Source organism: Azospirillum sp. UENF 211521 (assembly GCF_058780535.1).
This window is the reverse complement of record NZ_JBSNCF010000001.1, coordinates 41,343-65,797: the sequence shown is the minus strand read 5'-3', so window position 1 is coordinate 65,797 and position 24,455 is coordinate 41,343. Positions and strand designations below refer to the sequence as shown.

Below are 24,455 nucleotides of genomic sequence, written 5' to 3'. Positions count from 1 at the left end.
CCGCTCCGGTGAAGGTTCCTCGATGCATCCGAAGGGTGCTCCGCTTGGGTTGGTCCGCATCGTCCGATGGTGACGAACCGCGGCTCCGCCTGTTGTCGGTCCATCCCCAATGGACTGTCCGATAACGCAACGAGGGAGAGGACCTGTGGCCAACACCACCAAGGAGACCCTGATCGACTGGCTCCGCGACGCCCACGCCATGGAGAGCCAGGCGGTCGAGATGCTGGAGCGGCAGGCGGAGCGCATCAAGAACTACCCGGACGTCCTCGCCAAGGTGCAGGAGCACATCGAGGTGTCGAACCGGCAGGCCGACCGGCTGAAGCAGTGCCTGCAGCGCCTGGGCACCGACACCTCGGCCATCAAGACCGGCGTCGCCATGCTGATCGGCAACGCCCAATCGCTGTCCGGTGTCGTGGCGTCGGACGAGATCGTGAAGGCGTCGATCTTCGACTATTCCTTCGAGCATTTCGAGATCGCCAACTACCGCGCCCTGATCTCCGCCGCGGAGCAGGCCGGGGAACCGGAGATCGCCCGGATGCTGCAGCCGAGCCTGGACGAGGAGCTGGAAATGGCCGCGTGGCTGGAACAGCGCCTGCCGCAGCTCACCAAGACCTATCTGGAGCGCCGCGAAACCGCCGGCACCGCCGAAGCGAAGCGCTAACCTCAACAGAGAAGCGCTAACCTCAACAGAGAAGCGCTAACCTCAACAGCGAAGCGGTAGCGTCAACGCGTCTGCGAAACCGCGCCGGGGCACCGCCCCCGGCGCGGTTTCCTTTTTCAGTGAAGCGCCAACGCCGACCGCCGGCGAACCGCCGGGCGGGCGCGCCAGAGGGCGAGCAGATGGCCGGACAGGGTCATCGCGTCCGACGCCAGCCCGAAGGCCGAACCGGCCAGCGCGTTGTGGCCGGCCCCGACCACCGTCGAGGACAGGAAGAACAGCCGCATCCGCCCGACCCGGCTCTGCCAGCGCCCGATGGTGCCCAGGACGAAGCCCGCCGCCGACAGGGCGGACATCGGCCCCTGCCACGTCGCCGCCGCGACGGCCAGCGCCGCCGGGACGGTCAGGGCGAACAGAACGCGCAGCCAGCGCGGCCGCCGGTCCGGATAGGCGGCGGCCATCTGCACGAGGCCGAGCGCGCACATCAGCATGCCCGTATGGGCGCCCAGGGCGAAGAAGTGAACCACGAACAGCGCGCCGGCCCCGGCCTGCGCGGTCAGGATCGCCCGCCGGTCCTGAAGCAGCGTGGACAGGACGCCCAACGCCAGACCGGCAAGCCCGCTCACCGCGACCAGCGACAGGGACGGCAGGTAGTGCAACAGGAAAACCATGGATAACGCCTTCACCCTTCGGAAAATGCTGCGCCGCAGCAAAAAGCCGCGGCGAAGGGGGCGGACGCTAGGCGCGGATGGTTAACCGGCTGTGAATCGGGGTGTGATCAAGAGTGGGCGCGCCGTCCCGCCGGGCCGATTCGCGATAAGGGCAAAAAGCGTTTAATGCCAACGATCTCGCGACCTATGGCCTGACCATGGGCATACCCCTGTGGTCGGGGGCACCCCATGGGCATTTCACCTTTGCGACGTTTCCCTGGAAGGGCCGGCCGGTCATTCTTCGCACCGCAAGATGACACGCCCGACAAAACACACGCTCTCGACGCCGTGCCTTCCCGAAACGCCGTGCCTGAGACGCCTCTGGAATAAGACGCTCTGGATGAGATGCCCTATGACCCAGCTGACGAAACGGGACGCCGCACGTCTTCCCGCGCCACCCACCTGTTGCCATTGCGGGAAACCTTTGCGGGCCGGGGAACCGCATTGGGCCGGCGATAGCGAGAACCGCCCCTGGCATTATGGCTGCGCCGAGCGGGTCGGCCTGACCATGTCATGGACGCGGGTCCGCCATCGCCGCGCGATCGTCGCGGGAGTTTGACCGCGCCGCGCTGTTACCTCCCTGGCCGAGCTTCATCGGCAGGGCTTTCAAAAGGGGGAAGCATGAAGGGGACACCGCAAAGCCTCTGGCTGTCCATGGCCAACCGGACGGCCAGCCAGGCGATCGGCTTCTGGAGCGGCGTGTTCAACGCCGCCGCCCGGCGCAACCAGAACCGCCCTGTTCAACGCCATGACCAAACCGCCCAAGGCGAAGCGCACGGCGCAAAAGAAAAAAAGCCGCTGAGATAAACCTCAGCGGAGCAAACACCAGAAAGCAGAAAAGCCGCCCAAGGGCGGCTTTCTTGTGCAGACTGGAAGGAATGGCGCGCCCGAAGAGATTCGAACTCCTGACCCCCAGATTCGTAGTCTGGTGCTCTATCCAGCTGAGCTACGGGCGCATTCCTGTTTGTCTTCCCGGCGTCGGCGGTGACCGTCCGTCGTCGAGGCGCGCAACTTACTCAAAAGGATTCCGGGCTGCAAGACCTTTTTTCGGCGTTTCACGCGGTCGATTGCCCGGCCGTGGGGCTTGCGGTATAAGCGGCGCACGTTTCTTTCGGAGTCCATAGCCGTGCCAGAAGCCGTTCCGTTCAACAAGCACTTCCCGGTGTCCTGGGAGGAGCTTCACCGCAACGCCAAGGCGTTGGCCTGGCGCCTGATCGACAAGGGTCCCTGGAAGGGCATCATCGCCATCACCCGTGGCGGTCTCGTCCCGGCGGCCATCATCGCGCGCGAGCTGGAACTGCGCATGATCGACACCGTCTGCGTCTCCAGCTACGACCATCAGAACCAGCGCGAGGCGATGGTGCTGAAGGGCGTGGAGGGCGCCAACGCCGGGGACGGCGAGGGCTGGCTGATCATCGACGACCTCGTCGACACCGGCAAAACCGCGGTGGTCGTGCGCAAGATGCTGCCCAAGGCGCATTTCGCCACCGTCTACGCCAAGCCGCTGGGGCGTCCGCTGGTCGACACCTTCATCACCGAGGTGAGCCAGGACACCTGGATCCACTTCCCCTGGGACATCGAGCTGCAATTCTCCCAGCCGATCGCCAAGCAACACCGCGGCACCTGAAAATTGCCCTCTACCCTCTGGGGAGAGGGTGGCCCGGAGGGCCGGGTGAGGGGGTTGCGCTTGTGCCGAACGTACCGCTACGCGCATCCCCCTCACCCTAACCCTCTCCCCGGAGGGGAGAGGGGACAACTCCCACCCGCTTGACACTTGACACAAGCCCAAGCGTCTTGTGTCAAGTCTACAGCAGCCCCGCCGAGCGGTGGCGTGGGTCGAGCGCGTCGCGCAGCCCGTCGCCCAGCAGGTTCAGCCCCAGCACCGTCACCGCGATGGCCGCCCCGGGAAAGATCGCCTGAAGGGGGGCGGTGAACAGGAAGGTCTGTGCATCGCCCAGCATCTTGCCCCAGGAGGGCGAGGGCGGCTGGATGCCCAGCCCCAGATAGCTCAGCGCCGCCTCGTTCAGCACCGCCACGGCGAACAGCACCGTCCCCTGGACGATCACCACCCCGGCGATGTTGGGCAGCACATGCACCAGCGTCACCGACAGCGGCCCGCGCCCCAGCGCCAGCGCCGCCCGCACGAAGTCCCGCCGCCAGACGGCCAGCGCCGCCCCGCGCGCCACCCGCGCGAAGACCGCGGCGTTGAACAGGCCAAGCGCCAGCACGACGTTCACCGCCCCCGCCCCCAGCGCCGCCGTCAGCAGGATCGCCGTCAGCACCGCGGGAAAGGCGAACAGCAGGTCGCCCAGCCGGGCCACCGCCTCGTCCCCCCAGCGCCCCCAGGCGGAGGCGGCCAGCCCCAGCGGCACGCCCAGCACAGCGCCCAGCGCCACCGCCGCCGCCCCGACGGCCAGCGAGTTGCGGGCGCCGACCAGGATCATCGAGAACACGTCCCGCCCGAAATGGTCGGTGCCCAGCCAGTGGACCGGCCCCGGCGGGCGCAGCCGGGCAACCACCCGAACCTGCTCTGCCGGAAAGGGCGTCCAGACCAGCGACAGCAGCGCCGCCCCCACCACCAGCGCGGTGAGCAGCCCGCCCAGCAGCAGGCTGACCGGCAGGCGCCGCAGCCGTTTCATGAACCCTGTCATGCCTGCACCCGCGGGCGCGGGTCGATGGCCGCGCAGGCGATGTCGACCAGGGCGTTGACCGCCACCACCGTCACCGCCAGCAGCACGACGACGCTCTGCACCACGATCAGGTCGTGCTGGCCGATGGCCTGATAGAGCAGGCGGCCCAGCCCCGGCAGGGTGAAGACATTCTCCACCACCACCGCCCCGGCGACGAGGAAGGAGAATTGCAGGCCCAGGATGGTTGCCACCGGAATGAGCGCGTTCGGCAGCACATGGCGCCGCAGGACCACCCGGCGCGGCAGGCCCTTGGCGACCGCCGTGCGCACATACTCCTCGCGCAGCGTGTCGAGCGCCGCGGTGCGGGTGATGCGCGCCAGGATCGCCGCCTCCGGCAGGGCCAGCGCCACGGCGGGCAGCAGCAGCGCCTTCAACGCCGGCCCCGCCCCGGCCTCCCACCCCGGAAAGCCGCCGGCGGAGAACCAGCCCAGCCGCACGGAGAACAGCAGGATCAACAGGATGGCGAACCAGAAGCCGGGCACCGCAATGCCCATCTGCCCGAAGGCCATGACCGCCCAGTCCCCCGCCCGCCCCTGCCGCCCGGCGGCGAACAGACCGAGCGGGATGGCGATTCCCGCCGAGAGGACCAGCGCCAGCCCGGCCAGCGGCAGGGTGATGGCCAGCCGGTCGGCGACCAGCCCGGCGACCGGGCGCGCGTAGGTCAGGCTGGTCCCGAAATCCCCATGTAGCATGCCGCCGACCCAGCCGGCGTAGCGGACGGGCCAGGGCCGGTCGAGCCCCATCTGGGTGCGCAGGGCGGCCACCGCCTCCGGCTGCGCGCTGGTGCCCAGCATCACCAGGGCGGGGTCGCCGGGGATCGCCTCCAGCACGGCGAAGACCACCAGCGTGGCCAGCCACGCCGTCAGCGCCAGGGTGAGCAGACGGCGCACCAGGAAGGCGAGCACGCGGGTCAGCCCCCGCGGGGTCCGGTCCGGCCGCGCCGGATCACTTCCACCGGACGCCCGTCACGTCGTTGGCCTGGATCGGGCGGTTGACCCACATGCCCTGCACCGCCGACTTCTGCACGGTGGCCGAGGGCAGCATGAAGAGGAAGCCGTTCACCGCGTCCTCGGCCAGGATGCGCTGCTGCTCGCCATAAAGGGCGTTGCGCTTGGCGCTGTCCTGGGTGCGGTCCAGCTCCGCCCCCACGGCGTTGAAGCGCTCGCTCCGATAGTTGAAGTAATAATCGGGGCGCCCGTAGATGTCGATGTCCAGCGGCTCGGTGTGGGCGATCAGGGTCAGGTCGTAATCCTTGCCCTTGAACACCTTTTCCAGCCAGGGCGCCCATTCCATCGGCTCGACCGTCACGCGGATGCCGACCTCGGCCAGCATGGCGGCGATCAGCTCGCCGGAGCGGCGGGCATAGATCGGCGGCGGCAGGCGCAGCGTCGTCGCGAACCCGTCCGGAAGGCCGGCCTCGGCGAGCAGCGCCTTGGCCTTGTCCGGGTCGTAGGGGTAGAGGCCGGTCAGGTCGACGTAGCCGGCGCGGTGCGGCGGAAAGTGGCTGCCGATGGCCGCCCCGTTGCCGAACAGCACGCCGTCGATCAGCGTCTTGCGGTCGATGGCGTGGGCCATGGCCCGGCGCACCCGCACGTCGTCGAAGGGCTTGCGGGCGTTGTTGGTGCCGAGGATCGTCTCCCCCTCCGTCGTGCCGACCATGACGGTGAAGGCCCCGTCGTCGCGGAACTGGGGCAGCGCCTCGTAGGTGTCGAACTGCGGGAAGCTGTCGATGTCGCCGGCCTTCAGCGCGGCGACCTGGGCCGCCGGGTCGCTGATGAAGCGGAAGGTGACGCGCTCCAGCGCCGGCTTCGCCCCGTCATAGTCGGGGTTGCGCACCAGCACCACCCGGTCGCCCGCCACCCAGCGCTCGAACTTGAAGGGGCCGGTGCCGACCGGGGTCTGCTTGTTGGCGCCCGCCGATTCCGGGGCGACGATGGCCGCATCGCCCGACGCCATGTGGAAGAGGAACAGCCCGTCCGGCCGCGACAGGGTGACGACCACGGTCCGCGCGTCGGACGCCTCGACACCGGCGATGGCGGCGAAATAGCCCTTCTGCGCGTTGACCGACTCGGCGCCGCGCGCGCGGTCGAGCGAGAACTTGACGTCCGCCGAATCGGCGTCGGTGCCGTCGTGGAACTTCGCCCCCTTGCGCAGGTGGAAGGTGTAGGTCAGCCCGTCCGCCGACACCTCCCACTTCTCGGCGAGGCCCGGCACCACCTTGCCTTCGGCATCGATGCGGGTCAGCGGCTCGAACAGGTTGGCGTAGGTCACCTCGTCGATGGCCGCCGCCGCCCCCGCCGTGGGATCGAGGTGCGGCGGCTCCAGCCGCATCCCGACCACCAGATCGGTGCGGGGAGCCGTTTGCGCGAGGACCGGACCGGCGGCCAGCGCACCGGCCAGCCCGAGAACCGCTCCCATGGTGATGGCGAGCGCGGCGCGCCTCTGGCGGTTCGGCATGACGGCTGTTTCCCCCAATCGTTGTCTCGGCGCGGGATGATGCGGTGAAGCCCCGCCCAAGTTCAAGGCCGCAGGCTGGCTTTTCCGCGGGCTTTTCCGCTCAGGCCTCCGCCAGGAAGGCGCCGTACTGGCGGGAAATCGCCTCCACCGCCGTGTCGAACAGGCGCTTGCCGTGCTCCGGCGAGGCGAGGCCGGGGGCGGAGCCGATGCGCCCATCGGGGTGGCGGCGCCGGAAGTCGCGGGCGTCGTAGAAGCCGCCGGGCGACGCCGTCTCCGGGTCCATCGCCGCCGTCTTGATCGACTCGGGATAGGCGTACTGGGTCAGCGACACCTCGCTGGGCGTGGCGTGGGAGCCTTCCTTGCCGCCGAACAGCTCCCGCGACAGGCGGCCGATCTCCTGGTTCTCCCACCAGTTGACCAGGGTGCAGCGCAGCTCCGGCGCCTGCCGGCCGCGCAGGGCGCGGTTCTCCGCGTAGATCTCGTAGAAGGCGGCACGGACCGACGCGACGTTGCCGCCATGGCCGTTGATGAAGAAGAAGCGCTCGAACCCATGCTCGGCCAGCGACATCACGTAGTCGCGCAGCAGGGCGATCAGGGTGGAGGGCTTCAGCGTCATGGAGCCGGCGAAGTCCATGTGGTGCACGGCCATGCCCACGGGGATGGTCGGCCCGACCATGGCCCCGGTGACGTCCCCGACGCCGCGGGCCACGACTTCGGCGCAGATGGCGTCGGTGCCGATCAGGCCGTTCGGCCCATGCTGCTCGGTGGAGCCGATGGGCAGGATGATGCCCTTGGAGGTCTTCAGGTAAGCCTCGGCCTCGGCCCAGGTGCTGAGAAGAAGCTGCACGGTCCCGGTTCCTTGTTCGGTGTGGTCTCCGCCAAAGATAGGGCAGATCAGGCGCCTTCCCAAAAATCCGTTGCCGGCGTCCCTGCGGCGCGAGGAGCGTCTGCGTTGAATTTCACGATAATTTCTATACCTTGAGAACGCATGTCGGTTGGAACTGCTATTTTCCGATCGGCGGCGCCGTAAATACGCAATCCGCTCGCGTGCCATGCTGATGACAAAGCGCCTTAGAAAGAAAACTCGCAAATTATAATAGGCATGCGATTGATGAGAAGAGAAGAGAATGACGAATCGCTCGTCGCCTGCTGCTCAAGAACTCAACAATTTTGCCTACTGGCAGTCGCCGCGTGCTTGGTTTCGTATGGATTGTATTTGTTCACCTCATTCGACCTGACTCAGGTCCGTGCCTGGATAGGCATCGCCGTGACTGTTGTAGCAAGCCATGAATTCATGGAGGTTCTTGCTACAGTGACCCACAAGGGGCCGCTTATCAAAGCGGACGAGACTGGCTTGTTCATTTATGGGCAAACCGTATCCCCCATACGGTGGGAAGACATCGCGTCGGCTGACCATGGCAGTCTTTGGGGAGCGAAACGCGCGCCATCCATGTATGTTCTGAGGGTCTCGAAGGATAGCCGGCAGTTCATCCGGCCAAGCCGCGCCAATTTCTACACGGGGCGGTTTCTGAGATTGAGCAGCTTCGGCACCACCGCCTCGGGAACGGACATTCGACGGGTTCTGAAGGCCCGCGTTCCCGCCCTGCTCTGGCACATCGAATCGGATGCGACAGACAAGGAGGCCGGCTGACGCGCACAAGCGTCGGAGCCGGACCCGCCTCACCAAACGCGTTATCCTGGCAATATGAACGAGCGGACCATACAATCGCGTGCATTTCCCAAAGCATGGCGTCTGGCATGGTTGCACGGATCAACACGGTGGCGTTCCAGGGCATCGAGGTTCTGGACATCGACGTTCAGGTGCAGATGTCCGGCGGCATCGTCGCCTTCACCGTGGTCGGCCTGCCCGACAAGGCGGTGGCGGAGAGCCGGGAGCGGGTGCGGGCGGCGCTGCACGCGCTCGGCCTCGCCCTGCCCGCCAAGCGGATCACCGTCAACCTCGCCCCGGCGGACGTGCTGAAGGAGGGAAGCCACTTCGACCTGCCCATCGCGCTCGCCCTGCTGACCGTCATGGGCGTGCTGCCCGATCTGGAAATGAGCCGCTACTGCGCGCTGGGCGAACTGGCGCTGGACGGGGCGCTGACCCCGGTGGCCGGAGTGCTGCCGGCGGCGATCAACGCGCTGGCCCACGACCGCGGGCTGATCTGCCCGGAGGCCTGTGGCGGCGAGGCTGCCTGGGCGGGCGAGGGGCTGGACGTGCTGGCGCCGGCCACGCTGCTGGCTCTCATCAACCATTTCCGCGGCCAGCAGGTGCTGACCCGCCCGCGCCCGCGCATCCAGGAGAGCGCCGAGGCGCCGCTCGACCTGCGCGATGTGAAGGGCAACGAGACGGCCAAGCGCGCGCTGGAGGTCGCCGCCGCCGGCTCGCACAATCTGCTGATGATCGGGCCGCCCGGCTCCGGCAAGTCGATGCTGGCGGCGCGGCTGCCGGGCCTGCTGCCGCCGCTCGACCCGGCGGAGGCGCTGGAGGTGTCGATGATCCACAGCGTCGCCGGGCTGCTGGAGGGCGGCAAACTGCTGCGCCAGCGCCCCTACCGGTCGCCGCACCAGTCGGCCAGCCTGCCCGCCCTGGTCGGCGGCGGGTCGCGCGCCAAGCCGGGCGAGATTTCTTTGGCCCACAAGGGCGTGCTGTTCCTGGACGAGCTTCCCGAATTTCCGCGCGGCACGCTGGAGGCGCTGCGCCAGCCGCTGGAGACCGGGAAGGCGGTGGTCAGCCGAGTCAACCAGCATGTGACCTATCCGGCGCGGGTGCAGTTGATCGCGGCGATGAACCCCTGCCGCTGCGGCCATCTCGACGACGCGTCGCTGGCCTGCGCCCGCGCGCCGAAATGCGCCGCCGACTACCAGTCGAAGATCAGCGGGCCGCTGTTCGACCGAATCGACCTGCACATCGACGTGCCCGCCGTTAGCCCCGCCGACCTCAGCCTGCCGCCGCCCGCCGAGGGCAGCGCCGACGTGGCCGCCCGCGTGGCGCTGGCCCGCGCGATCCAGGCGGAGCGCTATGCCGGTTTCGGCCCCTTTCCCGAAGGCCGGGCGGTGCGCACCAACGCCGAGGCCGACGGCGAGCTGCTGGAGAAGGCTGCCGCCCCCGACCAGCCGGGCCGCGCCCTGCTGACCGAGGCCGCGGAGCGGCTGAAGCTGTCCGCCCGCGGCTATCACCGCGTCATGCGCGTTGCCCGCACGCTCGCCGATCTGGACGGCGGGGGCGGCGTGCGCCGCCCGCACGTCGCGGAGGCGCTGGGCTACCGCCGCATCGCCCCCGGTCGATGATGCTTTACTCCGCCGCCACGGCGTTGCCATGGTTGGAATGATGGGTCCGGTCGTGCAGGCAGCGGCGCAGGCGAAAAGCGGTGATGATGGCCAGCGCGCCATAGGCGATCAGGTAGCTGCCCACACCCAGCGCCACGGCCAGCAGGCCCAGCGACGGCAGGACCCACATGCCGAAGCCGAACAGCACCGACAGGGCGCCGGCCACGCCCCAGGCCCATTTGCCGTGGGTGCGGTGCATGCGCCACGCGGTCATGATCTTGGCGAAGCCGGTGATGACCGACCAGGCGGCGATCACGAAGATCAGCGCGAACAGGCTCGCCTCCGGCCACAGCAGGGCCACGGTGCCGGCCACCAGACTGACCACGCCGTCCAGGATGAAGGGCAGGCTGCGCTCCTGCGCCTGGGCGGCGCGGACGCCGCCGACGATGGCGAACAGCCCGTCCATCAGCAGGTAGGCCGCGAGCAGAACCGCCAGGGTGGCGACCGTCGCCCCCGGCAGCAGGAAGGCCAGCAGGCCGAGCATCACTGCCCCGGCACCGCGCAACGCCAGCGCCCACCAGTTGCGCGCCAGCAGATCGTTCATGCCCTGGACCCGTCGGGCCTCGTACATCGCCTCCGTAGCCATGTCTCGTCTCCCCTCATCCGTTCGAGTGCACCGGGCGCGGGTGAACGCGCCCTATGCATCACGGCAACAGGATCAGGAGGACTTCGTTGCGGCGGCGGGTTGTCGCGGTGGCGGGATTCGCGCGACTTCCGTGCATACTCGTTGGGGCAGGTCAGTTGCTGCGGCCGTAGTCGCCCTTGCTGGGTTCGATGAAGTAGAAGAGCTTCGAGTCGAACTGCATGCCCTCGCGCGGGTTCATCAGCGCCACCTCGGTCGTCAGCCCCTGGGCGTCCAGCACCCGCCATTTGCGGAGCTGGAAGGGCCGGTCCTCGAAGACCAGGGTCAGGGTGCCCTTGCCGGGGTCCTTGGTCTCGGTCAGGCTGATCTCCACCAGCCCCGGCGCCTGATAGACGCCGGTCACCGTCACGTCGCCGGACAGCCGGATGTTCTTGCGCAGGATGAAGTCGGCCAGCGTGCTGCCGATGGGGGCGCTGGACTGCTGCCGCATCTCCCCGTCCCAATAGAAGATGAAAGCACCGTCGGCGACGACGAAGTCCTTCACCGGCGGGTCGTACTCCAGCCGCATCCGGCCGGGACGCGCGAGGTAGAAGGTGCCGGCGGTCTGGTGCCCGTTCGGGGCGACCTGCACGAACTTCGATTGCAGCGTGCCGATGCCGTTCAGATAGCTTTCCGCCTGGGCCACCAGCGCCTGGTCCTGGGCGGACAGGGCGGCGGCGCGCGGCGCGGCGAGCGCGGGGTCGAGGACCGCTCCCGCCGTGGTGACGGACAGAGCGACGGCAGCGGCAGCCAGAATGCGGCGGAACGGGATCTTCATGATGCCTGCTAGGTAACCGGACGTTCCGGGCGGAAATGGGGCGCGGCGGTGGTGGTTCCAAGGAGAAAGAGCGCTTTACCCCCTCCCCAACCCTCCCCCTCTTCGAGGGAGAGGGGGCATGGGCGAAGCGGCGGCAGTCCCCTCCACCTCGAAGAGGGGGAGGGCCAGGGAGGGGGCAATCACCCGCTCACTCCTCGATGTTGCGGGCCAGGACCTCGCGCTTGCCGGCGTGGTTGGGCTTGCTGACCACGCCTTCGCTCTCCATCCGCTCGATCAGGCGGGCGGCGGAGTTGTAGCCGATGCGGAGCTGGCGCTGGATGAAGCTGGTCGACGCCTTGCGCTCGCGGCAGACCACCGCCACCGCCTTGTCGTAGAGGTCGTCGCCCGACCCGCCGCCGGCGCCCGACCCGTCGTCGAAGGAGCCGCCGTCCTCGTCGTCCTCCTCGGTGATGGCGTCGACGTAGCTCGGCTCGCCCTGCGTCTTGAGGAACTTCACCACCTGCTCCACCTCGCCGTCGGCGACGAAGGGGCCGTGGACGCGGGTGATGCGGCCGCCGCCGGCCATGTAGAGCATGTCGCCCTGGCCGAGCAACTGCTCCGCCCCCTGTTCGCCGAGGATGGTGCGGCTGTCGATTTTGCTGGTGACCTGGAAGCTGATGCGGGTCGGGAAGTTGGCCTTGATGGTGCCGGTGATGACGTCCACCGAGGGGCGCTGCGTCGCCATGATCAGGTGGATGCCGGCGGCCCGCGCCATCTGGGCGAGGCGCTGGATCGCCGCTTCGATGTCCTTGCCGGCCACCAGCATCAGGTCGGCCATCTCGTCGACGATCACGACGATGTAGGGCAGCTCCTTCAGGTCGAGCGGCTGCTCCTCGAAGATCGGCTTTCCGGTGTCGGGGTCGAAGCCGGTCTGGACGCGGCGGGTCAGCAGTTCGCCGTCGGCGCGGGCCTCGCGCAGGCGGGCGTTGTAGCCCTCGATGTTGCGCACGCCCAGCTTGGACATGTTGCGGTAGCGGTCCTCCATCTCCCGCACTGTCCATTTCAGGGCGACCACCGCCTTCTTCGGATCGGTGACGACCGGCGTCAGCAGATGCGGGATGCCCTCATAGACCGACAGCTCCAGCATCTTGGGGTCGATCATGATGAAGCGGCAGCGGTCGGGCGGCAGACGGTAGAGCAGCGACAGGATCATCGTGTTGATCGCCACCGACTTGCCCGAGCCCGTGGTGCCGGCGACCAGCAGGTGCGGGAAACGGGCGAGGTCGGCCACCACCGACTGGCCGCCGATGTCCTTGCCGAGCGCCAGCAGCAGCTTGCCCGCCGTCTTGTCGAAGACGTCTCCGGCCAGCAGCTCGCGCAGCAGCACCGTCTCGCGCTTGGCGTTGGGCAGTTCGATGCCGATGACGTTGCGGCCCGGCACCACGGCGACGCGGACCGACACCGCGCTCATCGAGCGGGCGATGTCGTCGGCCAGCCCGATGACGCGGGACGACTTGGTGCCGGGCGCCGGCTCCAGCTCGTAGAGGGTGACGACCGGGCCGGGATGGACCTTCTGCACCTCGCCGCGCACGCCGAAGTCGGACAGCACGCCCTCCAGCCTCACCGCGTTCTCGCGCAGCGCCGCCTCGTCCACCTTCTCGCCGCGCAGGCTGGTCGGAACGATCTGGAGCAGGTCGAGCGGCGGCAGCTCGTAGCCATCGGCCTCCTCCAGATTAAGAGCGGCCTGCTTGGACGGGCGCCCCTGGTCGGCGGCCTTCGTCTTGCCCCCGGCGGGTGGGGTCACCACCGGAACGGCGCGGGTCTTGGCCTCGACGCGCGGCTCGACGCTGATGGAGTCGGACAGCCGGCCGCGCGGCGCGGCGCGCAGGGTGATGGCGGCGCCGTCCTCGTCGGGTGTGTCGTCGAGAGACGGGGCGACGGCCTTCCGGTCCGCGGTGGCGAGGCTGGGCTCCCGGCGCAGCAGGCCACCGGTCTGGTGAACCGCGTTGCGCGCGGCCTCCGCGCCCTTGTCGCGCACGAAGGACACGCCGGCCCGCGCCCCCCGCCCGAGGCGGGCGAGGCCGGCGGCGGTCTCGCGCAGGCTGGCCGCCCATTCGCGGATCGACAGGCCCATGGCGACGAACAGGATCAACCCGCCGGCCACGCCGGCCACGGTGCCGACCAGCGGATTGCCGGGGCCGCCGAACAGCAGCTTGCTGACCCCGTCCAGCAGGACGATGCCGAAGCTGCCGCCGGGATGGCCGTTCAGCGGATCCCCGCCTCCGCCGCCCATCCCGGCCAGGAACATGGCGACCAGAAGCACGCCCCACACCGCCAGCACGCTGCGGAACAGCGGATGACGGATGCTTTTCTGCAGGCTGAGCCGCCAGCCCCACATCATCGGGACCAGCGCCAGCAGATAGGCCGCCCAGCCCAGCGACTGGATGAGGACGTCCGCCAGATGGGCGCCGAACCGGCCGAACAGGTTGTGGATGTGGGCGTCCGCCGCCGGGACCGCGTTCCACGAGGGATCGGCCGGGTTGTAGCTGCCCAGGATGACCATCAGAACCAGACCGACCACGCCCAGCGCGAAGCCCGCCAGCTCGCGCGCCCGTGCCACCACGAAGGCGCGCGTGGCGGGCGAGAAGAAGGGCGGCTTCTCCGGCCGCGCACCGGCGGGCCGTGCTCCGGCGCTTTTGCCGCTTCCGCTGCGGGGGCTTGCGGGTCGTGCCATGGGCAGAAGGTCCTCAAGAACGTGCTGAACCGGACCCGTCCTTCGGGGCGAAAGACCGGGGTGACGTGAGCCGAACCGGGCGGCTCTTATCCCAGGATGCGGGCGATGGTGCTGCAGGCGTGGGCGACCGTCTCGGCGTCGTTCACCAGCGCGATGCGGATGAAGGGGGCGCCGGGGTTGGCCTCGCCGGGGTTGCTGCGGGTCAGGTAGGCGCCGGGCAGAACGCGGATGCCGCCCTCCGCCCACAGGCGGCGCGTCGCCTCCTCGCCGTCGCCGACCTCCAGCCACAGGAAGAAGCCGCCGTCCGGCCGGTAGTAGCCGTAGCGCCCCTTCAGCGAAGCCTCCGCCGCGTCGAACTTGGCGCGGTAGAGCGCGCGGTTCTCCTCGACATGGGCCTCGTCCCGCCACAGGGCGGCGCTGGCCGCCAGCACCGGAAGGGGCATCCCGGCGTTGGAGTAGCTGCGCAGGCGGGTGAAGCGGGACATCAGCTCCGGATCGCCGGCCACGAAGCCCGAGCGCAGCCCGGCGGCGCTCGACCGCTTGGACAGGGAATGGAAGACCAGGATGTTCGCCCAGGGCTTCCCATCATGGGCCAGCCCCGACGCGACCTGGAGCGCGCCGACCGGCGGCGTGTCCAGATAGATCTCGGCGTAGCACTCGTCCACCGCCAGGATGAAGCCGTAGCGCCGCGCCAGCCCGATCGCCCGCTCCAGATAGGCGGCGTCGGCCGCCGCCCCCTGCGGGTTGGCGGGGGTGCAGAGGTAGAACAGCGCCGTGCGCTCCAGCAGCTCCGGCGTCAGCGCGTCGAGGTCGGGCAGGAAGCCGGTCTCGCGGGTCGAGGGCAGGAACACCGGCTCCGCCCCCGCCAGCAGGGCCGCGCCCTCGTAGGGCGCGTAGAAGGGGTTGGGCATCAGCACCGCCGGCTGGCGGCCCGCCTTGGACGGCGGCACGGCCAGCAGGGCGAGGAGGAACAGCGCCTCGCGCGTGCCGGACACCGGCAGGACCGACTTTTCGGCATCGAACAGCCCGTCCGGCAGGGCGTAGCGGCGGGCCAGCCAAGCGCCCACCGCCTCGCGGAACTCCGGCGTGCCGCCGACCGGCGGGTATTTGCCCCACAAATGGGCGTTGGCGCGCAGCGTCTCGTCGATGACGGCCGGCGGCTGGTGCTGCGGCTCGCCCACCGACATCATGATCGGCTCGGCGTTGGCGCGCGGCGTCACCCCGGACAGCAGGGTCGCCAGCCGGGTGAAGGGGTAGTCGGACAGCCGGTCGAGCCGGTCGTTGACGAGAGCGAAGGTGCCGAGGTCCGGGAGCGACATGCCGCCGAGAATCCTTTCCATGAGGACGGCCCGGGAAGGCCGGGCCGGCCCCGAGGGGCACGGCCCGTCAGTGGCCTCCGGGGGCCTCTGCCCGATACGAAACGGAAACGATCCTACCGGCGGTGGAGTCCCGGCACAAGGGCACAAAACCGGACGAGACCCGGTCAAGGGAAAGCATACGCCGCCCGTTCCGGCGGCCTTAGCGTCACAGCGGAAAGATTGGCGCGCCCGGCCTCAAGTCTCCGGGCAGATCATCGACGCCCTGCGGCAAGAAAAAGCGGACGCGCCTTCCCCCCTCGCGGGAGGGGCCGGGCGATGACGCCCCGCCCGGTCCGCTTCCTCCAGGACGCCTCAGAGGGCTTCGGTGTTGGTCTCGCCGGTGCGGATGCGCACGGCCTGGGCGATGTCCAGCACGAAGATCTTGCCGTCGCCGATGCGGCCGGTGTTGGCGGCCTTCTGGATCGCCTCGACCACCTGCTCGTACTGGTCGTCGGACACCGCGACCTCGACCTTCACCTTGGGCAGGAAGCTCACGGAATACTCGGCGCCGCGGTAGATCTCGGTCTGACCCTTCTGGCGTCCGAAGCCCTTCACCTCGCTCACCGTCAGGCCCTGGATCCCGAGCGACGTCAGCGCCTCGCGCACTTCGTCGAGCTTGAACGGCTTGATGATGGCCATAACCAGTTTCATGTGGCTTCCCCTTGGTATGCGTGTTTGCGGGCCCTTGCGGTCGCCCGGTCCCCCCTCGGCCGATCCCGCCGTGACGGCGGGTTTCCCGAACGTGACTCGAGCGTGTTCGCCTCGACCATAAAAAGCAATGTCTTCAAAAATCGTGCCGGTTGCAGAATCGGCCCTTTTCAGCGGTTTTTGGATGTTTCGCCGATCGATTGGGCAGGTCATGCCTAATAATTACGCAAACCGGGTGCCGCGACGCCGCGCCGCTGGACATCCGGACCGAGCGGAACGATTGTTCGTACCCGTCTACACTGATCGAAGGGCAGCGCCATCATGACCGAATCGGGCACCACCGCAGCGCAGGAGATCACGACCGACGTCGTCGTGTTGGGCGGCGGACTGGCCGGACTCAGCATGGCGGCGGCCCTGGCCACCGCGGGCGTTCCGGTGGTCTGCATCGACCGCGACAGCCCGGACCGGCAGGCGGGGGACGATTTCGACATCCGCACCACGGCGGTCGCCTACGCCTCGATGAAGGTGCTGGAGGGGGCGGGCGTGTGGAAGCACATGGAGCCCGACGCCGGCCCGATCCTGGACATCCGGGTGGCCGACCAGTTCTCGCCCCTGTTCGTCCACTACGACCACACGGAGCTGACCTGGGACGGCAAGAACCAGCCCTTCGGCTGGATTCTCGACAACAAGGACATGCGCCGCGCTTTGTTCGCCCGCGCCAGGGAACTGCCCGGCCTGCATCATCTCGCCCCGGCCCAGGCCGTGTCGATCGAGCGCAGCCGCGCCGGCGCCACGGTGACGCTGGCCGACGGGCGGGTGGTCAAGGCGCGGCTGGTGGTCGGGGCCGACGGGCGCCGCTCGCTGGCGCGGGAGAGCGCCGGGATCAAGCTGCGCACCTGGGCCTACGACCAGACCGCGATCATCTGCACGATCCGCCATTCGGAGCCGCACAACGGCGTGGCGGTGGAGCATTTCCTGCCCAACGGCCCCTTCGCCGTGCTGCCGATGACCGAGAACCGTTCCTCCATCGTGTGGAGCGAGAAGCGGTCGCTGGTCGACATGTATCTGAAGCTGCCCGAGGACCAGTTCATCGACGAGTTGACCCGGCGTTCGGGCGGCTATCTGGGCGACATCGAGCTGGTGACCCGGCGCGACGCCTGGCCGCTGTCGGTCCTGCTGGCCGAGCGCTTCATCGCCGAGCGCGTCGCCCTGATCGGCGAGGCGGCCCACGCCATCCACCCCATTGCCGGGCAGGGGCTGAACCTGGGCCTGCGCGACGTGGCCGCTCTGGCCGAGGTGATCGTGGACGCCCACCGGCTGGGGCTGGACGTCGGTTCGCCGGAGGTGCTGGCGCGCTTCCAGCGCTGGCGCCGCTTCGACACGGTGCTGCTGGCCGTGGTCTGCGACGGTCTGGTGCATCTGTTCTCGAACAACATCCCGCCGATCAAGCTGGCCCGCGACATCGGCATGGCCGTCGTCAACCGCCTGCCGCCGCTGAAGCGCTTTTTCATGCGGCACGCGATGGGGGTGGTCGGCGAGCTGCCGCGGATGATCAAGGGCGTGCCGCTGTAAGGCGCCGCCCGCCCGTCATCCCAACCCGTACTCCGACAGCGCCTCGTACACCGCGGCCCCCTTGCCCAGGTGGCTGCGGTAGAGCGTGAAGTGATCCACCCGGATCGGACCGGCGCGGAACATCCCGCGCTCCTCGACGAAGCGCCCGATCCGATCCTTCGGCGCGTCCTTCAGCCGGGCAAGCGTGACGTGGGGCGAGAATTTGCGCTCCTCCGCCTGCAGGCCGCAGCGGACCAGCGCCGACTCGACCTTGGACTGGAGGTGCGACAAGGCGTCGCTGCGCTCCACCCCGGCCCAGAGGACGCGGGCGTTGCGGCCGCTGCCGTACACGCCCACGCCGTCCAGGACCAGATCGAAGGCCGGCGCCACGATCTGCGCCAGCGACTCGTCGATCTCCGCTGCCTGATCCTCCGGCACCTCCCCGATGAAGCGGAGCGTCAGGTGCAGGTTGTCCGCGTCGGTCCAGCGGGCGCCGGGCACGCCGCCGCCCAGCCCCGCCAGACGCCGGCGCACCTCCTCCGGAAAATCGAGGGCGACGAAGAGACGGATCATTGGCGTTCCGGAACGGTTACGGGCAGGGGTCGGGATAGCGGGCGTTGACCGCCTCGATGTCCTTCATCACTTCGTCCGACAGCGTGACGTTCACCGCTGCGATGTTGGACTTGAGGTCCTCCATGGTCGTCGCGCCGATCAGCGAGGACGCCACGAAGGGCTGCTGCAGGGTGAAGGCGATGGCCATCTGGGTCGGCGACAGGCCGTGGCGCCGGGCGACGTCCAGATACTCCTTCGTCGCCACGTCGGCGTTGACGGTGGCGTAGCGCGACTTGCGGTGATCCAGCGCGCGGCGGGTGCCGGCGGGAACGGCGCCGTCCAGATACTTGCCGGTCAGCGTGCCGGCGGCCAACGGCGAGTAAGCCAGAAGCCCGACATCCTCGCGCAGCGACACCTCGGCCAGACCCTGCTCGAAGGTCCGGTTGAGCAGGCTGTAGGCGTTCTGGATCGAGGCGATGCGCGGCAGGCCCTTGTCCTCCGCCAGCTTCAGGAACTGCATCACCCCCCAGGGCGACTCGTTCGAGACGCCGATGTGGCGGACCTTGCCGGACTTGATCAGCTCGTCGAGCGCCGACAGAGTCTCCTCGATGGGCGTGCCGTCCTTCTCCGGCCGGTGGACGTAGTTTCGCGCGCCGAAGCGGTTGGTCGAGCGGTCGGGCCAGTGGAGCTGGTACAGGTCGATGTAGTCGGTCTGGAGCCGGCGCAGGCTGGCCTCGACCGCCGCGAAGATGTTGGCGCGGTCGAGCTTCGCCTCGCCGTTGCGCACCCAGGCGAAGCCGCCGTCGCTGGCCCCGACGACCTTGCTCGCCAGGATCACCTGATCGCGCTTGCCGTTCGCCTTGAACCAGGTGCCGATCACCTCCTCCGTACGTCCGTACGTGTCGGCGGTCGGGGGGATGGCGTACATCTCCGCCGTGTCCCAGAAATTCACGCCCTCGCCGAGCGCGTAGTCCATCTGGGCGTGGCCTTCGGCCTCGCTGTTCTGGCGGCCCCAGGTCATGGTGCCCAGGCCGATGGCGCTGACCGACAGGCCGGTGCGGCCGAGCGGACGGTATTGCATTTGGTTATGGTCCTTAAAGGAACAGGGTGAGCACGCCCGTGTATCCGTACAGGCGGGCGTTGGAGATCTCGCCGCTGGCGAAGAATCCGGCCAGCGGGATGTCGCCGAAGGTTTCGCGGATCAGCGCCAGCTCCTGGCTGCCCTCGCCGAACAGGCTGGGGCCGCGGGCGATGCAGCTGACGTAGAGGGCGCCCTTCGGGGTGGTCTTCACGCGCTTCTTCAGATTGGCCAGCATGCGGCGCATGTCCGACTCGGCGCTCTGCTGGTCGCGGCGGGTGAACAGGATGGGCTGGCCGCTCTGCACATGATGTGCGACGGCGATCCAGCCGGCCCGCGGGTCGATGGCGATCAGGTCGCGGACCAGATAATCCGCCGTGTCGCTGCCGGCGATCGGCAGGCCGGCGAAGATGTAGCCGGACACCCGCTTGAGGTCGCGGGCCAGCAGTTCGCCGATGTCCTCCTTGAAGACCTCCAGCGCCGGGCGCCCGTCGATCTCCAGGACGACGTTGTCCTCCGCCGCGGTGATGGTTCGCACCGGCCCGATGGGCGTGCAGCCCTGGCTGAGCCCGGTGGCGACCGGCACCTGCGGCGCGAACAGCACGCCCGACACGCCGCCGTCGGCCACCGGCCCGCCGACCATCGTGGCGGTGTTGCCGGGAATGGTGAATTGCGGGAACTCCGACCGCGAGGCCGACAGGCCGCCGACCAGGAAGGCCCCGGTTGTTTCCGCCAGCGAAACGACCAGCCCGGCCAAGTCCTGGTGGCGCGGGTCGGCGTGGGCGAGCGCCAGCATGGCGCCGTGCTTGTCCAGCCAGCCGCCAGCCATGCGGCGCAGCGGCTCCATGTCGCCCGACACCACGGGGAACAGGCGGAAGCCCTCCGGCGGCAGGCGGGCGACCATCACGGCGATCCCCGGCTTGTCGAAGATCTCCTCGTCGTTGGCGCAGACGCCGATGCCGACCGTTCCCACCCAGTCGCGGATGCCGGTGACGCCGCGCAGCAGGGTGACCATGCTCGTCGCGTGCTCGGCCAGCGCGTCGGTGATGTAGAGGAAGCCGAGGTTGCAGCCCTCCACCGCGCCGAGTTCGTCCAGGCACGACTTGACGACGGCGCCCCATTCGGTGCCGGTGGCCGATGCGGCCTTGAAGTGGGTCTCGGTGGTGGCGCTGTCGCCGGCCAGGGTCGCCATGGGTGTCAGTCTCCGCTTTTGGCGATGCCGTCCAGAAGGCGGGCGACGTGGGGCGTGATGCGCTCCACGATCACCTTCACGCCGGCCGCGTTGGGATGGATGCCGTCGGGCTGGTTCAGCGCGGCGTCGGCCGCCACGCCGTCCAGGAAGAACGGGTAGAGCTGTACGTCGTACGTCTTCGCCAGTTCCGGGTAGATGGCGTTGAAGCGCTCCACGTACGCGCGGCCCAGGCTGGGCGACGCGTACATGCCGGCCAGCAGCACGGGCAGCTTCTCGCCGGTCAGCCGCTTCAGGATGGCGTCGAGGTTGGCGCGCGCCGCGGCGGGGTCGAGCCCGCGCAGCATGTCGTTCGCCCCCAGCTCCACCAGCACGGCGTCCGGCTTGTCGGCCAGCGCCCAGTCGAGCCGCGACAGGCCGCCGGCCGTGGTGTCGCCCGACACGCCGGCGTTGACGACGGTCACGTCGTAGCCCTTCGCCCGCAGCGCCGCCTGCAACTGCACGGTGAAGGCCTGCGCCTCGGGAAGGCCGTAGCCGGCGGTCAGGCTGTCGCCGAGCGCCAGCAGGGTGTAGGGCCCTTTCCCCGCACCCGTCTGGGCAGACGCGGGCGCGGTCATGCCGATTCCCACGCCGATTGCCGCAACGACGGCGAGAGCGGCCAGCCCCGACCGAAGGAGGGCCGTGTTGAAATGGCGGCGCACCATGCCATATGGCGTGAGGTTTTCCCGCCCGTTCCCCCGCCCGTTCCAGAGACGCATGCCAATGTCCCGACCCGATTCCGTTGAGTCCACCATCGTCGATCTCGACGAGGTGCATCTGAGATTGGACAGCGCGGCCGGACCCGTCAACATCCTGAGAGGCTTGAATCTCCGCATCCAGCCCGGTGAACGGGTCGGCGTGGTCGGCCCGTCGGGCTCCGGCAAATCGACCATGATGATGGTCATGGCCGGTCTGGAACGCCCCACGGGCGGGACCGTGCGTGTCGCCGGACAGGATCTGGGCCGGCTGGACGAGGACGGGCTTGCGCGCTTCCGCCGCGACCATGTGGGGATCGTCTTCCAGGCTTTCCACCTCGTGCCGACGATGACCGCGCTGGAGAACGTCGCCATCCCCCTGGAATTCGCCGGGGCCGCCGACGCCTTCGACCGCGCGCGCTCCGGGCTGGAGGCGGTCGGGCTGGCCCACCGGCTGAGCCACTATCCGGGCCAGCTCTCCGGCGGCGAGCAGCAGCGCGTCGCCCTGGCCCGCGCCTTCGTCGCCGAGCCGTCGCTGCTGCTGGCCGACGAACCGACCGGCAACCTCGACATCGGCACCGGCGCCACCATCGTGGAGCTGCTGTTCGACCTTGCCGAGCGGCGCGGCACGACGCTGGTGCTGATCACCCACGACCCCTCCCTGGCCGACCGCTGCGACCGGACCGTGCGCCTGATGGATGGGCGCATCGTCGACGACGGCCTCGCCGCCCGCGCCGAACGCGAGCGCGTGGCCGGCGACTGAGCGTCCTTTGAGGGAGTGGTCGCGTCGCGCCCCCCTCCCGACCATCACCCCATACCCCGCTGGACGCCCCCATGACCAACCTCGCCCTCGCCTTCCGTCTGGCCCGCCGCGAGTTGCGCGGGGGGCTGAAGGGCTTTCGCATCTTCCTGGCCTGCCTGACGCTGGGCGTCGCGGCCATCGCCGCGGTCAACTCCGTGTCCGGCGGCGTGCTGTCGGGCCTGCAGGCGGACGGACGGGCGATCCTGGGCGGCGACGTCGCGCTGCGCCAGATCTACGCGCCGCCGACCGACGAGCAGCGCGCCTGGCTGGAACAGGCCGGGCGCCTGTCGCAGTCGGTGGACATGCGCGCCATGGCCCGCTCCGCCGACGACCAGCGCTCCACGCTGGTCGAACTGAAGGCGGTGGACGGCGTCTACCCGCTCTACGGCTCCGTGGCGCTGGCGCCGGAGGGCGACCTGCACACGGCGCTGGCCAACCGCGACGGGCGCTGGGGGGCGCTGGTCGAGGACGGGCTGCTCGACCGGCTGGGGCTGAAGACCGGCGACACGCTGCGGCTGGGCGAGGGCGAATTCGCCGTGCGCGGCGTGCTGACGCGCGAGCCGGACCGCGCGTCCAACGGGGCCTTCTCGCTGGGGCCGCGGGTGATGATCGGTCTGCCGTCGCTGGAGGGCACCGGCCTGCTCCAGCCCGGCAGCATCGTCTATTGGACCGCCAAGCTGGCCCTGCCGCCGGGCACCGACGTGGCGGCGTGGCAGTCGGCGCTGACGGCGCGCTTCCCCGACGCCGGCTGGCGGGTCCGCGACTTCACCAACGCCTCCCCGCAGATCGAGCGCTTCATCGACCGCATGACGCTGTTCCTGACGCTGGTCGGGCTGACCGCCCTGCTGGTTGGCGGGGTCGGCGTGGGCAACGCGGTGCGCAGCCATCTCGACTCACGCGCCCGCACCATCGCCACGCTGAAATGCCTGGGCGCGCCGGGCGATCTGGTCTTCCAGGTCTATCTGCTGCAAATCCTCGCCCTGTCCGGGCTGGGCATCCTGCTGGGGCTGCTGCTCGGCGCGGTGGCGCCGCTGGGGCTGGGGTCGCTGCTCGATCAGGTGCTGCCGGTGCCCACCCGGATCGGCGTCTACCCGGGCGCCCTGGCTCTGGCCGCGCTCTACGGCCTGCTGACCGCGCTGACCTTCTCGCTGTGGCCGCTCGGCCGCGCGCGGGAGGTGCCGGCGGCGGCGCAGTTCCGCGACGTGGTCGCCCCCGCCGGGGGCCGCCCGCGCGCGGTCTATCTGGCGGCGATGGCGCTGACCGTGGCGGCTCTGGCCGGGCTGGCCGTCGCAACCGCCCACAACAAAATATTCGCCGCCTGGTTCGTCGGCGGTTCCATCGCCACCTTCATCGCCTTCCGCGTGGCGGCGTGGCTGGTGGTGCGCGGGGCCGCGGCGGCGGGGCGGCCGCGCCGTCCGGGGATGCGGCTGGCGCTCGCCAACCTGCACCGGCCGGGCAACCCGACCGGGGCGGTGGTGCTGTCGCTCGGCCTCGGCCTGACGGTGCTGGTCGCCATCGCGCTGATCGAGGGCAACTTCTCCCGCCGGGTCAACGAGACGATCCCGAAGGACGCGCCCAGCTTCTTCTTCGTGGACATCCAGCCCGACCAGTTCGAGCCGCTGAAACAGACGCTCTCCGCCCTTCCCGGCACCAGCGGGTTCGAGGCGGTGCCCAGCTTGCGCGGGCGGATCGAGACGGTGAACGGCCAACCGGCGGAAAAGGCGCTGGTCAACCCCGAGCAGTCCTGGGTGCTGTCCGGCGACCGCGGCATCACCTATTCCGCCAAGCTGCCCGAGCATTCGGAGATCGTCGCCGGCTCCTGGTGGCCGGAGGACTACAAGGGGAAGCCGCTGATCTCCATCCACCAGAACGTGGCGAGCGCCTTCGGCATCGGTCCCGGCGCCACCATGGGGATCAACGTCCTGGGCCGCACCATCGAGGCGACGGTCGGCAACGTGCGCGCCGCCGACTTCTCGACGCTGGCCATCAACTTCGCCCTGGTCTTCGCGCCGGGCACGCTGGAGCGGGCGCCGCAGACCTGGATCGCCACCATCCGCAGCACGCCGCAGGCGGAGCCGGAGGTGCAGCGCTCCGTCCTGCAGCGCTTCCCCAACGTCACGCTGGTGCGGGTGAAGGACGCGCTGGACACGGTGGGCACCATGCTGGGCCACATCGGCACGGCGGTGCGCGTCACCGCCGGGATCACGCTGGCCGCCGGCACGCTGGTGCTGGCCGGGGCGGTCGCCGCCGGGCACCGCCGCCGGGTCTACGACGCGGTGGTGCTGAAGGTGCTGGGGGCCACGCGGGCCGACGTGCTGAAGGCGTTCCTGCTGGAATACGGGCTGCTCGGCATCCTGACCGCGGCCATCGCCGGGATCATCGGCACGATCACCGCCTGGGCGGTGATGACTTTCCTGATGCGCTGGGACTGGACCTTCCTGCCGTCGGCGGTGCTGACCACGGCGCTGCTGAGCACCGCGATCACGCTGGCCTTCGGCTTCCTCGGGACGTGGCGGGCGCTCGGCCAGCCCTCCGCCCCGCTGCTGCGCAACGACTGACACCGGCGGCGGACACCGGCGAGGACA

The 24,455-nt window shown here is 69.6% G+C and carries 22 protein-coding genes and 1 tRNA gene; 8 read left to right on the top strand and 15 right to left on the bottom strand.

The window, feature by feature from the left end:
* Positions 1-145: 145 nt before the first annotated feature.
* Positions 146-661, top strand: a complete 516-nt coding sequence (locus ACWPN5_RS00295) for a YciE/YciF ferroxidase family protein (protein WP_014239055.1) — start codon at positions 146-148, stop codon at positions 659-661.
* A 116-nt stretch (positions 662-777) separates the two neighbouring features.
* Here ACWPN5_RS00295 and ACWPN5_RS00290 read toward each other — a convergent pair whose 3' ends face one another.
* A complete protein-coding gene (locus ACWPN5_RS00290) occupies positions 778-1,329 on the bottom strand; it encodes a YgjV family protein (protein WP_492293608.1) in 552 nt (183 codons plus the stop codon).
* 660 nt (positions 1,330-1,989) lie between these two features.
* Here ACWPN5_RS00290 and ACWPN5_RS00285 point away from each other — a divergent pair.
* Positions 1,990-2,175: a hypothetical protein gene (locus ACWPN5_RS00285; protein ID WP_492293607.1), complete on the top strand. Its 186-nt coding sequence runs from the start codon at positions 1,990-1,992 to the stop codon at positions 2,173-2,175.
* 72 nt (positions 2,176-2,247) lie between these two features.
* On the opposite strand, the gene ACWPN5_RS00280 is transcribed toward ACWPN5_RS00285, so the two are convergent.
* Positions 2,248-2,324 (bottom strand) — tRNA-Arg (locus ACWPN5_RS00280).
* 170 nt (positions 2,325-2,494) lie between these two features.
* Between ACWPN5_RS00280 and gpt the strand changes: the two genes are divergently transcribed.
* Positions 2,495-2,995 carry a xanthine phosphoribosyltransferase gene (gpt, locus tag ACWPN5_RS00275; RefSeq protein WP_149165495.1) on the top strand — a complete coding sequence of 167 codons (501 nt, stop codon included), beginning with the start codon at positions 2,495-2,497 and terminating at the stop codon, positions 2,993-2,995.
* 178 nt (positions 2,996-3,173) lie between these two features.
* Here the strand turns inward: gpt and ACWPN5_RS00270 are convergent, their stop codons facing one another.
* From ACWPN5_RS00270 to ACWPN5_RS00255, 4 genes are all read right to left on the bottom strand, one after another.
* Positions 3,174-4,007: an ABC transporter permease gene (locus ACWPN5_RS00270; protein WP_492293604.1), complete on the bottom strand. Its 834-nt coding sequence runs from the start codon at positions 4,005-4,007 to the stop codon at positions 3,174-3,176.
* Positions 4,008-4,015: 8 nt separating this feature from the next.
* The gene (locus ACWPN5_RS00265) at positions 4,016-4,963 is read right to left on the bottom strand and encodes an ABC transporter permease (protein ID WP_492293602.1); all 948 of its coding nucleotides are present in this window, start codon (positions 4,961-4,963) and stop codon (positions 4,016-4,018) included.
* A gap of 40 nt (positions 4,964-5,003) precedes the next feature.
* Complete coding sequence (locus ACWPN5_RS00260; RefSeq protein WP_492293600.1) at positions 5,004-6,515, bottom strand: ABC transporter substrate-binding protein; 1,512 nt, start codon at positions 6,513-6,515, stop codon at positions 5,004-5,006.
* 100 nt (positions 6,516-6,615) lie between these two features.
* Complete coding sequence (locus ACWPN5_RS00255; RefSeq protein WP_492293598.1) at positions 6,616-7,362, bottom strand: creatininase family protein; 747 nt, start codon at positions 7,360-7,362, stop codon at positions 6,616-6,618.
* 369 nt (positions 7,363-7,731) lie between these two features.
* Here ACWPN5_RS00255 and ACWPN5_RS00250 point away from each other — a divergent pair, with 369 nt between their 5' ends.
* Positions 7,732-8,166 carry a hypothetical protein gene (locus ACWPN5_RS00250; RefSeq protein WP_200476628.1) on the top strand — a complete coding sequence of 145 codons (435 nt, stop codon included), beginning with the start codon at positions 7,732-7,734 and terminating at the stop codon, positions 8,164-8,166.
* Positions 8,167-8,273: 107 nt separating this feature from the next.
* Complete coding sequence (locus ACWPN5_RS00245; protein WP_492293596.1) at positions 8,274-9,806, top strand: YifB family Mg chelatase-like AAA ATPase; 1,533 nt, start codon at positions 8,274-8,276, stop codon at positions 9,804-9,806.
* 4 nt (positions 9,807-9,810) lie between these two features.
* On the opposite strand, the gene ACWPN5_RS00240 is transcribed toward ACWPN5_RS00245, so the two are convergent.
* The 5 genes from ACWPN5_RS00240 to glnK all read right to left on the bottom strand — a co-directional run bounded on the left by ACWPN5_RS00240 (position 9,811) and on the right by glnK (position 15,967).
* Positions 9,811-10,431 carry an HdeD family acid-resistance protein gene (locus ACWPN5_RS00240; protein WP_145682633.1) on the bottom strand — a complete coding sequence of 207 codons (621 nt, stop codon included), beginning with the start codon at positions 10,429-10,431 and terminating at the stop codon, positions 9,811-9,813.
* Between the two features lie 151 nt (positions 10,432-10,582).
* Positions 10,583-11,245 (bottom strand): LolA family protein, encoded by a 663-nt coding sequence (locus tag ACWPN5_RS00235; RefSeq protein WP_464879103.1) that lies wholly within the window; start codon positions 11,243-11,245, stop codon positions 10,583-10,585.
* 187 nt (positions 11,246-11,432) lie between these two features.
* Positions 11,433-13,958, bottom strand: a complete 2,526-nt coding sequence (locus ACWPN5_RS00230; RefSeq protein WP_492293593.1) for a DNA translocase FtsK — start codon at positions 13,956-13,958, stop codon at positions 11,433-11,435.
* 86 nt (positions 13,959-14,044) lie between these two features.
* Positions 14,045-15,277: an aminotransferase class I/II-fold pyridoxal phosphate-dependent enzyme gene (locus ACWPN5_RS00225; protein WP_492293591.1), complete on the bottom strand. Its 1,233-nt coding sequence runs from the start codon at positions 15,275-15,277 to the stop codon at positions 14,045-14,047.
* Between the two features lie 351 nt (positions 15,278-15,628).
* Positions 15,629-15,967, bottom strand: coding sequence for a P-II family nitrogen regulator (gene glnK / locus ACWPN5_RS00220; RefSeq protein ID WP_035670687.1), 339 nt, complete (start codon positions 15,965-15,967; stop codon positions 15,629-15,631).
* 318 nt (positions 15,968-16,285) lie between these two features.
* Between glnK and ACWPN5_RS00215 the strand changes: the two genes are divergently transcribed.
* A complete protein-coding gene (locus tag ACWPN5_RS00215) occupies positions 16,286-17,536 on the top strand; it encodes a UbiH/UbiF/VisC/COQ6 family ubiquinone biosynthesis hydroxylase (RefSeq protein ID WP_492293589.1) in 1,251 nt (416 codons plus the stop codon).
* A 15-nt stretch (positions 17,537-17,551) separates the two neighbouring features.
* Here ACWPN5_RS00215 and thpR read toward each other — a convergent pair whose 3' ends face one another.
* The 4 genes from thpR to ACWPN5_RS00195 are packed head-to-tail and all read right to left on the bottom strand — an operon-like array spanning position 17,552 to position 20,951.
* Positions 17,552-18,088, bottom strand: coding sequence for an RNA 2',3'-cyclic phosphodiesterase (thpR, locus tag ACWPN5_RS00210; protein ID WP_492293587.1), 537 nt, complete (start codon positions 18,086-18,088; stop codon positions 17,552-17,554).
* A gap of 16 nt (positions 18,089-18,104) precedes the next feature.
* Positions 18,105-19,148 carry an NADP(H)-dependent aldo-keto reductase gene (locus ACWPN5_RS00205; RefSeq protein ID WP_492293585.1) on the bottom strand — a complete coding sequence of 348 codons (1,044 nt, stop codon included), beginning with the start codon at positions 19,146-19,148 and terminating at the stop codon, positions 18,105-18,107.
* Positions 19,149-19,161: 13 nt separating this feature from the next.
* Entirely contained in the window at positions 19,162-20,337 is a 1,176-nt protein-coding gene (locus tag ACWPN5_RS00200; protein WP_492293583.1) for an FIST signal transduction protein, read from the bottom strand.
* Between the two features lie 5 nt (positions 20,338-20,342).
* Positions 20,343-20,951: an arylesterase gene (locus tag ACWPN5_RS00195; protein WP_492293581.1), complete on the bottom strand. Its 609-nt coding sequence runs from the start codon at positions 20,949-20,951 to the stop codon at positions 20,343-20,345.
* Positions 20,952-21,096: 145 nt separating this feature from the next.
* Here ACWPN5_RS00195 and ACWPN5_RS00190 point away from each other — a divergent pair, with 145 nt between their 5' ends.
* Both ACWPN5_RS00190 and ACWPN5_RS00185 read left to right on the top strand, forming a co-directional pair.
* Positions 21,097-21,831, top strand: coding sequence for an ABC transporter ATP-binding protein (locus ACWPN5_RS00190; protein ID WP_035670660.1), 735 nt, complete (start codon positions 21,097-21,099; stop codon positions 21,829-21,831).
* Between the two features lie 71 nt (positions 21,832-21,902).
* Positions 21,903-24,428 carry an ABC transporter permease gene (locus ACWPN5_RS00185; protein WP_492293579.1) on the top strand — a complete coding sequence of 842 codons (2,526 nt, stop codon included), beginning with the start codon at positions 21,903-21,905 and terminating at the stop codon, positions 24,426-24,428.
* Positions 24,429-24,455: the final 27 nt, after the last annotated feature.

Bases quoted from the DNA above. Each gene is read 5' to 3' on its own strand.
- ACWPN5_RS00230 (WP_492293593.1), bottom strand. From the start codon at position 13,958: ATGGCACGACCCGCAAGCCCCCGCAGCGGAAGCGGCAAAAGCGCCGGA.
- ACWPN5_RS00245 (WP_492293596.1), top strand. From the start codon at position 8,274: ATGGTTGCACGGATCAACACGGTGGCGTTCCAGGGCATCGAGGTTCTG.
- glnK (WP_035670687.1), bottom strand. From the start codon at position 15,967: ATGAAACTGGTTATGGCCATCATCAAGCCGTTCAAGCTCGACGAAGTG.
- ACWPN5_RS00215 (WP_492293589.1), top strand. From the start codon at position 16,286: ATGACCGAATCGGGCACCACCGCAGCGCAGGAGATCACGACCGACGTC.
- ACWPN5_RS00270 (WP_492293604.1), bottom strand. From the start codon at position 4,007: ATGAAACGGCTGCGGCGCCTGCCGGTCAGCCTGCTGCTGGGCGGGCTG.
- ACWPN5_RS00285 (WP_492293607.1), top strand. From the start codon at position 1,990: ATGAAGGGGACACCGCAAAGCCTCTGGCTGTCCATGGCCAACCGGACG.
- ACWPN5_RS00185 (WP_492293579.1), top strand. From the start codon at position 21,903: ATGACCAACCTCGCCCTCGCCTTCCGTCTGGCCCGCCGCGAGTTGCGC.
- ACWPN5_RS00225 (WP_492293591.1), bottom strand. From the start codon at position 15,277: ATGTCGCTCCCGGACCTCGGCACCTTCGCTCTCGTCAACGACCGGCTC.
- ACWPN5_RS00240 (WP_145682633.1), bottom strand. From the start codon at position 10,431: ATGGCTACGGAGGCGATGTACGAGGCCCGACGGGTCCAGGGCATGAAC.
- ACWPN5_RS00260 (WP_492293600.1), bottom strand. From the start codon at position 6,515: ATGCCGAACCGCCAGAGGCGCGCCGCGCTCGCCATCACCATGGGAGCG.
- ACWPN5_RS00235 (WP_464879103.1), bottom strand. From the start codon at position 11,245: ATGAAGATCCCGTTCCGCCGCATTCTGGCTGCCGCTGCCGTCGCTCTG.
- ACWPN5_RS00290 (WP_492293608.1), bottom strand. From the start codon at position 1,329: ATGGTTTTCCTGTTGCACTACCTGCCGTCCCTGTCGCTGGTCGCGGTG.
- ACWPN5_RS00200 (WP_492293583.1), bottom strand. From the start codon at position 20,337: ATGGCGACCCTGGCCGGCGACAGCGCCACCACCGAGACCCACTTCAAG.
- ACWPN5_RS00190 (WP_035670660.1), top strand. From the start codon at position 21,097: ATGTCCCGACCCGATTCCGTTGAGTCCACCATCGTCGATCTCGACGAG.
- thpR (WP_492293587.1), bottom strand. From the start codon at position 18,088: ATGATCCGTCTCTTCGTCGCCCTCGATTTTCCGGAGGAGGTGCGCCGG.
- ACWPN5_RS00195 (WP_492293581.1), bottom strand. From the start codon at position 20,951: ATGACCGCGCCCGCGTCTGCCCAGACGGGTGCGGGGAAAGGGCCCTAC.
- ACWPN5_RS00205 (WP_492293585.1), bottom strand. From the start codon at position 19,148: ATGCAATACCGTCCGCTCGGCCGCACCGGCCTGTCGGTCAGCGCCATC.